The organism is Pseudomonas sp. (genome assembly GCF_026224925.1).
Lineage (GTDB): Bacteria > Pseudomonadota > Gammaproteobacteria > Pseudomonadales > Pseudomonadaceae > Aquipseudomonas.
In genome coordinates this window covers 1-8,010 of the sequence record NZ_JAMFRV010000329.1, presented here as the reverse complement: position 1 = coordinate 8,010, position 8,010 = coordinate 1, and the positions used below count along the sequence as shown (strand labels likewise).

The 8,010-nt window shown below is 54.5% G+C and carries 9 protein-coding genes; 7 read left to right on the top strand and 2 right to left on the bottom strand.

Going from position 1 to position 8,010, the window contains the following annotated elements:
• On the top strand, positions 1-313 hold a 313-nt coding region (locus tag M0974_RS14405; protein WP_297837794.1), incomplete at its 5' end, for an I78 family peptidase inhibitor.
• A 101-nt stretch (positions 314-414) separates the two neighbouring features.
• Here M0974_RS14405 and M0974_RS14400 read toward each other — a convergent pair.
• Together M0974_RS14400 and M0974_RS14395 are read right to left on the bottom strand one after the other, a co-directional pair.
• Positions 415-627 carry a cold-shock protein gene (locus M0974_RS14400; RefSeq protein WP_003234260.1) on the bottom strand — a complete coding sequence of 71 codons (213 nt, stop codon included), beginning with the start codon at positions 625-627 and terminating at the stop codon, positions 415-417.
• 279 nt (positions 628-906) lie between these two features.
• Positions 907-1,212, bottom strand: coding sequence for a hypothetical protein (locus M0974_RS14395; protein WP_297837789.1), 306 nt, complete (start codon positions 1,210-1,212; stop codon positions 907-909).
• Between the two features lie 366 nt (positions 1,213-1,578).
• Between M0974_RS14395 and thrS the strand changes: the two genes are divergently transcribed.
• The 6 genes from thrS to pheT form a co-directional block, all read left to right on the top strand.
• On the top strand, positions 1,579-3,501 hold the full coding sequence (gene thrS / locus M0974_RS14390) for a threonine--tRNA ligase (protein ID WP_297837787.1): 1,923 nt from the start codon (positions 1,579-1,581) through the stop codon (positions 3,499-3,501).
• Positions 3,501-4,052 carry a translation initiation factor IF-3 gene (gene infC, locus M0974_RS14385; protein WP_296251578.1) on the top strand — a complete coding sequence of 184 codons (552 nt, stop codon included), beginning with the start codon at positions 3,501-3,503 and terminating at the stop codon, positions 4,050-4,052. The genes thrS and infC overlap by 1 nt, the downstream gene beginning before the upstream one ends.
• Before the next feature lie 58 nt (positions 4,053-4,110).
• Complete coding sequence (gene rpmI / locus M0974_RS14380) at positions 4,111-4,305, top strand: 50S ribosomal protein L35 (protein WP_297837785.1); 195 nt, start codon at positions 4,111-4,113, stop codon at positions 4,303-4,305.
• A 28-nt stretch (positions 4,306-4,333) separates the two neighbouring features.
• Positions 4,334-4,690, top strand: a complete 357-nt coding sequence (gene rplT / locus M0974_RS14375) for a 50S ribosomal protein L20 (protein WP_297837782.1) — start codon at positions 4,334-4,336, stop codon at positions 4,688-4,690.
• Between the two features lie 103 nt (positions 4,691-4,793).
• Positions 4,794-5,810, top strand: coding sequence for a phenylalanine--tRNA ligase subunit alpha (gene pheS / locus M0974_RS14370; RefSeq protein WP_297837779.1), 1,017 nt, complete (start codon positions 4,794-4,796; stop codon positions 5,808-5,810).
• A gap of 36 nt (positions 5,811-5,846) precedes the next feature.
• Positions 5,847-8,010: phenylalanine--tRNA ligase subunit beta (pheT, locus tag M0974_RS14365; RefSeq protein WP_297837776.1), on the top strand; the 2,164-nt coding region annotated here is incomplete at its 3' end.

Genomic DNA, 8,010 nt, shown 5'->3' with positions numbered 1-8,010 from the left:
TTGGAAGTTCGCACCGTTGGGTGTTGTGGTCGCCGCAGCTCTTTTTGCGGGTTGCAGCAGTAAGTCAGAACCGGTTCAGGCCCCAACTGCAGCGGCTGAAGTCGCGCCCGACCGCTGTACGTCCGCTGCAGCTAATTTCGCCGTAGGCCAAAAAGCATCGCCGCAACTATTGGAGCAAGCTCGGCTCAAGGCGGGTGCCTTTAGCGTCCGGCTGCTTAAGCCCGATACCATCGTAACGCTCGAGTATCGTTCGGATCGTCTCAACATCAATGCGGATGACAACTCGACCATTATCCGCGTCAATTGCGGCTAACATCAGCTAAGGCGTTTTTGTTTCGCCCATAAAAAACCCCGTCACGTGGACGGGGTTTTTTAAAACTCAAGAGCTAAGCTCAAGAGCTAGACTCGGGGAAATTACTCGCCGCGAACCTGAGCAGCTTGCATGCCCTTCTGGCCTTTCTCAGCCACGAACGAAACAGTTTGGCCTTCTTTCAGGCTTTTGAAACCGTCGCTTTCGATAGCTTTGAAGTGTACGAACAGGTCGTCACCGCCACCCTGAGGAGTGATAAAGCCGAAGCCTTTTTCATCGTTGAACCATTTTACGGTGCCGGTTTGGCGATTAGACATGGTGTATCTCCAAGAACATAATTTTTTCAGTAGTACTGTGCTGCTCAGGCCAACTGGGCACACCGAGCTATCATAGTCGAAATGTTTGGATGTAGAAGGCTTTCGCCGCACTGTTTACACACGCAATACAGCTCAGGTATGGGCTTAGATGGTTGAAAGCCCCGGTCTACGGGGCTTTGGCTCAATTTAAAGGGCCTTAAAAAAATCCACTTTTAGCGTAAAAAAAGTGGAAAAAAGCCTAAAAACGGTCCGGGAACCCCGGTTTCGGCAACTAATAATCTATTTTGTCGGGCAGGCGACACCGACTTCCGTCATTAACTTCGCAACCGCCGGACTGCCTTGTGCGGATGGAGAGTTGAGCGTTTTCATTTCTGCTGGGCTGAGTTTCTTTTCAGCCGTGTCCGCAGCACAGTCACAGTGTGCCTTGGCAGACGCTGCGCCGAGGTCTTTGCTGGCGGCATTAACGCATTCATTTACGAATTGAGTACGTCCACCACTGGGCCAAGCGGCGTCAGCGGCGTGTGCGCCGAGTGGCAGCAGTACCGCGAGAGAGGCGGCGAGAGTGAATAAGCGATAAACACGCATGCTTGAATACTCCTTGGGATGAGGGGGTTGTGTCACAACGTTCACCCAACATCTGAGGGTCTTTTGGCGTATGTAGTTCACTAATAGGTGAGCTTTCACGCGTCTTGGCTGGTTTGACTCAAGTTGCGACGTCGTCCCCATTCATCTGTGATAGGATGCGCGGCTGAATATGCACGGCTGATCGAGAAAGCTTGGTCGGACGTGCGAAAAGCTTTCGTTTTGTACCACTCCAGTCACTCTGGTTCGGTTAAACGGTTGGCCCTTGGGCTCCTGCCAATGTGAGGCAGGCATACCGCCGGATCTTGTACTGGCTCATCCCAACCCACGTGACCTTTGGTAGGGGTCACCACTAGGAGAGGAGGCGCCATGCCCACCATTACTCTTCCCGACGGCAGTCAGCGTTCGTTCGATCATCCGGTTTCCGTAGCCGAGGTAGCACTGTCAATTGGTGCAGGCTTGGCCAAAGCCACCGTGGCCGGTAAGGTCAACGGTCAATTGGTCGATGCAAGCGATCTCATCGAAGGCGATGTCAGCCTGCAAATCATCACGCCAAAGGATCAAGAAGGGCTGGAGATCATCCGCCACTCTTGCGCTCACTTGGTAGGGCACGCGGTCAAACAGCTTTATCCGACAGCCAAAATGGTTATCGGGCCCGTGATCGATGACGGCTTCTATTACGATATCGCGTACGAGCGACCGTTCACCCCAGACGACCTGGCGGCGATCGAGCTGCGTATGCAGCAACTGATCGAAAAAGATTACGACGTCATCAAAAAAGTCACTCCGCGCGCCGAAGTGATCGAGGTTTTCACGGCTCGCCATGAAGACTATAAGTTGCGTCTGGTTGAAGACATGCCCGAGGAACAAACCCTCGGCCTGTATTACCACGAAGAATATGTCGACATGTGCCGCGGTCCGCACGTGCCGAACACTCGCTTCCTTAAATCGTTCAAGCTGACCAAGCTTTCCGGCGCCTACTGGCGTGGCGATGCGAAGAACGAGCAGCTGCAGCGTATATACGGCACGGCCTGGGCAGACAAGAAACAATTGGCTGCTTATATTCTGCGGATCGAAGAAGCTGAGAAGCGCGATCACCGCAAAATCGGTAAGCGTCTCGGGTTGTTCCACACCCAGGAAGAAGCGCCGGGCATGGTTTTCTGGCACCCGAACGGCTGGACGCTGTATCAGGTGCTTGAGCAGTACATGCGTAAAGTGCAGCGTGAAAACGGTTATCTGGAGATCAAAACTCCACAGGTGGTCGATCGTTCCCTATGGGAGAAGTCGGGCCATTGGGCCAACTACGCCGAAAACATGTTCACTACGCAGTCCGAGAATCGCGACTACGCCATCAAGCCGATGAACTGCCCGTGCCACGTACAGGTATTCAATCAGGGCCTGAAGAGCTACCGCGAATTGCCGATGCGTCTGGCCGAGTTTGGCGCATGTCACCGTAATGAGCCCTCGGGTGCGTTGCACGGCATCATGCGTGTTCGTGGCTTCACTCAGGACGATGCACACATCTTCTGTACAGAAGAGCAGATGCAGGCAGAGTCGGCTGCGTTCATCAAGTTGACGCTGGATGTCTATGCCGATTTCGGCTTCAAAGACATCGAGTTGAAGCTGTCGACTCGCCCTGAAAAGCGCGTTGGCTCGGATGATTTGTGGGATCGTGCAGAAAGTGCGCTCGCCGCTGCACTCGACAGCGCTGGTTTGCCGTATGATCTGCAACCCGGCGAGGGAGCCTTCTACGGTCCCAAGATAGAATTTTCGTTAAAAGATTGTCTGGGTCGGGTATGGCAATGCGGTACATTGCAGCTCGATTTCAACCTGCCAATCCGCTTGGGCGCCGAGTACGTTTCGGAAGATAACAGCCGCAAGCACCCGGTCATGCTGCACCGTGCAATTCTCGGTTCGTTCGAGCGTTTCATCGGTATTTTGATCGAGCACTACGAAGGCGCTTTCCCGGCCTGGCTTGCACCTACTCAGGCAGTAATTCTCAATATTACTGATAAACAGGCAGATTTTGCCCTTGAAGTAGAAAAAACTCTGTCTGAAAGCGGGTTTCGTGCCAAGTCTGACTTGAGAAATGAAAAGATCGGCTTTAAAATCCGCGAGCATACTTTGCTCAAGGTTCCTTATCTCTTGGTTATTGGAGATCGGGAAGTCGAAATGCAAACTGTCGCTGTGCGGACACGTGAAGGCGTAGACCTTGGCTCAATGCCGGTCGCGCAATTCGCTGAATTTCTCGCTCAAGCGGTTTCCCGGCGTGGTCGCCATGATTCGGAGTAATTATTATTAAGCGTGAAATGAGACAAGATAAACGAGCTGCACCGAAGGCCCCGATCAACGAGAATATCTCGGCACGCGAGGTTCGGTTAATTGGCGCTGACGGCGAGCAGATTGGCATCGTCTCGATTGATGAAGCGCTTCGTATTGCTGAAGAAGCCAAGCTCGATCTGGTAGAAATTTCTGCCGACGCAGTACCTCCAGTTTGCCGCGTGATGGATTACGGCAAATCGATCTTCGAGAAGAAGAAGCAGGTTGCTGCAGCGAAGAAGAACCAGAAGCAGGTTCAGGTTAAAGAAATCAAGTTTCGTCCAGGGACGGAGGAAGGGGATTACCAGGTAAAACTGCGCAACCTGGTACGTTTCCTGAGTGATGGGGACAGGGCCAAGGTGTCGTTAAGATTCCGTGGTCGTGAGATGGCCCACCAGGAGCTGGGGATGGAACTGTTGAAGCGGGTTGAAGGTGACTTGCTCGAATACGGTTCGGTCGAACAGCATCCTAAGATGGAAGGACGCCAACTGATTATGGTCATCGCCCCGAAAAAGAAGAAGTAACCACCAGGGCACGGCAGGCCTTGCGGTTATGTTTATCAACTGAATGCGGAGTACGAACATGCCAAAGATGAAAACGAAAAGTGGTGCAGCTAAGCGGTTCTTGTTAACTGCTAACGGCATCAAGCACAAACACGCTTTTAAGAGCCACATTCTGACCAAGATGTCCACTAAGCGTAAGCGTCAATTGCGCGGTAGCAGCTTGCTGCATCCGTCGGACGTTGCGAAAGTGAAGCGCATGCTGCGTCTTTGCTAATCCTGGTCAAGAATAGAGGAAGTAACTCATGGCTCGTGTAAAGCGTGGCGTTGTCGCCCGTAAACGTCACAAAAAGATTCTGAAACTTGCTAAAGGCTACTACGGCGCGCGTTCACGCGTATTCCGTGTTGCCAAACAAGCGGTAATCAAGGCAGGCCAATACGCCTACCGTGACCGTCGTCAGAAAAAACGTCAGTTCCGCGCTCTGTGGATCGCTCGTATCAACGCTGGTGCTCGTGTTAACGGTCTGTCCTACAGCCGTTTCATCGCCGGTCTGAAAAAAGCCTTCATCGAGATCGATCGTAAGGTTCTGGCTGATCTGGCTGTGAACGAAAAATCTGCGTTTGCTGCGATTGTCGAGAAAGCTAAAGCCACTTTGGCCTAAGTCCCCGACAATCACCGGATCCGTTTTTCGGGTTCGGTGTTAAACGTCATAAATAGGGGAAGAGCCTTAAGCTCTTCCCCTGTTTCGTATCTGGAGTCTGTAAATGGAAAACCTGGATGCGCTGGTCTCTCAAGCACTTGAGGCCGTGCAACACGCTGAAGATGTTAATGCCCTGGAGCTGATCCGGGTTCAATTCCTTGGTAAGAAGGGCGAGTTGACTCAGGTGATGAAGACCCTGGGAAATTTGCCAGCTGAAGAGCGTCCACAAGTCGGTGCGCTGATCAACCTTGCCAAGGAGCGTGTCACAGAGGTTCTCAATGCACGTAAAGCTTCGTTAGAGCAGGCGGAACTGACCGCAAAGCTCGCCGCTGAAGGCATTGACGTGACCCTGCCGGGCCGTGGACAGACCTCAGGAGGTTTGCACCCGATTACCCGAACGCTGGAGCGGATCGAGCAATTCTTCACTCATATTGGCTACGGCATTGCCGAAGGTCCTGAGGTCGAAGACGATCACCACAATTTTGAGGCGCTGAACATCCCTGGCCACCACCCGGCGCGGGCGATGCACGACACCTTCTATTTCAATGCAAACATGCTGTTGCGCACCCACACCTCCCCGGTGCAAGTGCGGACCATGGAAACGCAGCAACCGCCTATTCGCATCGTATGCCCAGGCCGGGTATATCGCTGCGATTCGGATATCACCCATTCGCCTATGTTCCACCAGGTTGAAGGGTTGCTGATCGACCGCGACATCAATTTCGCGGACCTGAAAGGCACCATCGAAGAGTTCCTGCGCGTTTTCTTCGAAAAAGAACTGGCGGTACGTTTCCGTCCGTCCTTCTTCCCATTCACTGAGCCGTCGGCAGAAGTCGATATTCAGTGCGTGATGTGCAGCGGCAACGGTTGCCGTGTGTGCAAGCAAACCGGTTGGCTTGAAGTTCTGGGTTGCGGCATGGTCCACCCGAACGTACTGCGCATGTCTGGTATCGACCCTGAAGAGTTCCAGGGCTTTGCGTTCGGCATGGGCGTTGAGCGTCTGGCAATGCTGCGTTACGGCGTTAATGACTTGCGTCTGTTCTTCGACAACGACTTGCGGTTCCTCGCGCAATTTCGCTAGGTCGCACGTTCGTAACGAATCTTTCAGGAGAGCAGGATGAAATTCAGTGAACAATGGCTGCGCGGCTGGGTAAGCCCGCAAGTGTCCCGCGACGAACTGGTCGCGCGACTATCGATGGCCGGTCTTGAGGTCGACAGCGTCACGTTGGCCGCCGGTGAATTCACAGGCGTGGTAGTGGGCGAAGTGCTGAGCACCGAGCAGCACCCGGACGCCGACAAATTACGTGTTTGCCAAGTCAGCAATGGCGCAGAGACTTTCCAGGTTGTATGTGGCGCGCCAAACGTGCGCCCTGGCTTGAAGATTCCATTCGCCATGATTGGGGCTGAGCTGCCTGGCGACTTCAAAATCAAGAAAGCCAAGCTGCGCGGTGTTGAATCCAACGGCATGCTATGTTCCGAGTCCGAGCTGCAAGTGGGCGAGGGCAATGATGGCTTGATGGAGCTGCCTGCTGATGCGCCCGTGGGGCAGGACATTCGTGTCTACCTCCAACTGGACGACGCGAGCATTGAAGTTGACCTGACGCCTAACCGTGGCGATTGCCTGTCGGTGGCGGGTTTGGCGCGCGAGGTTGGCGCGTTGTACGCCACTGAGGTCAAGCGTCCGGTAGTGGCTGCTGTGCCTGCTGTACACGATGAAGTGCGTTCAATTGATGTGTTGGCACCTGCTGCGTGCCCTCGTTACCTGGGGCGGGTGGTGCGCAACGTCGACCTTTCGCGTCCGACACCTCTGTGGATGGTTGAGCGCTTGCGTCGCTCAGACGTGCGCAGCATCGACGCTGCAGTCGACATCACCAACTATGTAATGCTTGAGCTCGGCCAGCCGCTGCACGCCTTCGATCTCGCTGAGATTAACGGCGGCATTCGTGTACGGATGGCGGAAGAGGGCGAGAAACTGGTGCTGCTCGACGGGCAGGAAGTCAGCCTGCGTGCCGACACGCTGGTCATTGCAGACCACACCCGCGCCTTGGCCATTGCCGGCGTCATGGGCGGCGAGCACAGCGGTGTTAGCGCCAAGACTCAGGATATATTCCTGGAAAGCGCATTCTTCGACCCGATCACCATCGCGGGTAAAGCGCGTTCTTACGGTTTGCACACCGATGCATCGCACCGATACGAGCGCGGCGTGGACTGGCAGTTGGCTCGCGAAGCTATCGAGCGCGCAACCGGTTTATTGCTTGAAATCACCGGCGGCGAAGCTGGCCCGATCACGGAAGCGGTCAGCGAAAAAGACCTGCCTTCCATCGCTCCAGTGGTTCTTCGTGCTGAACGCATCACTCAGATGCTCGGCATGGAAATGGACCCGGCTGAAGTCGAGGGTCTGCTTGTCGGTCTGGACCTGAAAGTGTCCTCCGATGTTGCAGGTCAGTGGTTGGTCGAAGTTCCTAGCCACCGTTTCGATATCAGCCTTGAAGTTGATCTGATCGAAGAATTGGCCCGTTTGTATGGCTATAACCGCCTGCCTGTTCGTTACCCGCAAGCGCGTTTGGCGCCGCAAGCGAAAGCTGAAGCACAGGCAGATTTGCCGCTTTTGCGCCGCATGTTGGTTGCGCGTGGCTATCAGGAAGCGATCACTTACAGCTTCATCGATCCAAAGTGGTTTGAACTGTTCAATCCGGGCGTAGAGCCTTTGTTGTTGGCTAACCCTATTTCGGTCGACATGGCTGCCATGCGCTCTTCGTTGTGGCCAGGTCTGGTCAAAGCGTTGCAGTACAACCTCAATCGTCAACAAGACCGCGTACGCATGTTCGAAAGTGGACTGCGTTTTGTCGGTCAGTTGGACGGCCTGAAGCAAGAGCCGATGCTCGCCGGCATTATCTGCGGCAGCCGCGTGCCTGAAAGCTGGGCGCAAGGTCGCGACGCGGTCGACTTCTTCGATATCAAAGCTGACGTCGAAGCGGTACTCGGTTTTGCTGGCGCGCTAGGCGCATTCACCTTCACGCCAAGTCAACATCCTGCATTGCATCCGGGCCAAACAGCTCGCATCGAGCGCGATGGCCGTGAAGTCGGTTTTGTCGGCGCGCTTCACCCCGAGCTGACGAAAACCTTGGGGCTTGATCGCCCGGTGTTCGTGTTTGAGCTACTCTTGGCTGAAGTATCCTTGGGTCGTTTGCCGAAATTCCAGGAGCTTTCGCGCTTTCCGGAAGTGCGCCGAGACCTGGCGTTGGTCGCTGACATCGACGTCGCAGCGACGGCGGTATTAG

Bases quoted from the DNA above. Each gene is read 5' to 3' on its own strand.
- M0974_RS14400 (WP_003234260.1), bottom strand. From the start codon at position 627: ATGTCTAATCGCCAAACCGGCACCGTAAAATGGTTCAACGATGAAAAA.
- M0974_RS14395 (WP_297837789.1), bottom strand. From the start codon at position 1,212: ATGCGTGTTTATCGCTTATTCACTCTCGCCGCCTCTCTCGCGGTACTG.
- thrS (WP_297837787.1), top strand. From the start codon at position 1,579: ATGCCCACCATTACTCTTCCCGACGGCAGTCAGCGTTCGTTCGATCAT.
- rpmI (WP_297837785.1), top strand. From the start codon at position 4,111: ATGCCAAAGATGAAAACGAAAAGTGGTGCAGCTAAGCGGTTCTTGTTA.
- rplT (WP_297837782.1), top strand. From the start codon at position 4,334: ATGGCTCGTGTAAAGCGTGGCGTTGTCGCCCGTAAACGTCACAAAAAG.
- pheS (WP_297837779.1), top strand. From the start codon at position 4,794: ATGGAAAACCTGGATGCGCTGGTCTCTCAAGCACTTGAGGCCGTGCAA.